The 1,030-nt window shown below is 50.2% G+C and carries 1 protein-coding gene; it reads left to right on the top strand.

Annotated features, from left to right (window positions below; genetic code table 11):
• Positions 1 to 55: 55 nt before the first annotated feature.
• On the top strand, positions 56 to 1,030 hold a 975-nt coding region (locus Q8K99_01685), incomplete at its 3' end, for an Ig-like domain-containing protein (GenBank protein MDP2181266.1).

The raw sequence follows: 1,030 nt of genomic DNA on the forward strand, positions 1-1,030 counted from the left end.
CTTGATTCGTTCCTCTTTGGTCACTGACAAGGCTCTATATGGTCCGAAAGAAGATGTGACTATCAGCTATACAATTGAGAACAGGGGAACCAACTATATCGTGCCGGTGCTTAAGGCCGGCGTGAGGATCGTTGATCAATCAGATAAAGAACTTATCAACGAAACCAGGGATATCAACAGTATGCTGCCTGGCACTGCAGCTGACCTTGGCTTGATTTGGAATACGGGCCTGAACCTGCCCGGGGAGTACACTTCCTCTTTGGAAGTTCGTCTTGACGGGAAGGTCGTCTCAAGCAACTCGGCGGCCTTCAGTATTCTGCCCGTGACTTTGGTGACAGGATATATTAAGGCAACCCCTCCGGTTGTTATATATGGCAATCAGGTGCTTGCGGATTACTCCGCAGGCAATGCCGGTAATATGGACATCGTCGGTCTGCCCCTAAGGGTCCTGGTACTGGATCCGGCAACCCAGACTGTCATGAACTCGTTTGAAGACACCCTGGATCTTGCCATAGACGGCAGCGTATCCGGACGGGTTGCGTTCCTGACACAGGGATACGGATTGAAAACCTATGAAGTGGTACTACAGTATCTGCATCAGGGAACTGCAATGCATGTTGCGAGCACTGCGTTTACTGTTATTGACGGGGCTCCCCCAATGGTCAATATTATTTCACCTGTAGCCGGCAGGTACTATAACGCTCAGTTTGATCTGTCAGTTACTGCTATGGATGACATCTCCGGTGTTGACAGAGTGCAATACCGTGTCGATGGAGGTTCATGGAGGCTTCTGCCGATAGCTGATTCATCATCCGGCAGGTATTCGACAACATGGATACCCGAAAAGATTGACGAAGGACCCCACACGATCAACTTCAGGGCAATTGACAGGGCAGGCAACACGTCCATAACGCTTTCAACAGCTGTGACGATTGACCTGACCCCTCCGGACTTGACCGTATCTACCTTGGCTGACGGCAGTTGGACGAACAATGAGGTCCTGAACGTAGCTGGTAATGCAATTGATAAC

The organism is Actinomycetota bacterium (assembly GCA_030682655.1).
GTDB lineage: Bacteria > Actinomycetota > Coriobacteriia > Anaerosomatales > JAUXNU01 > JAUXNU01.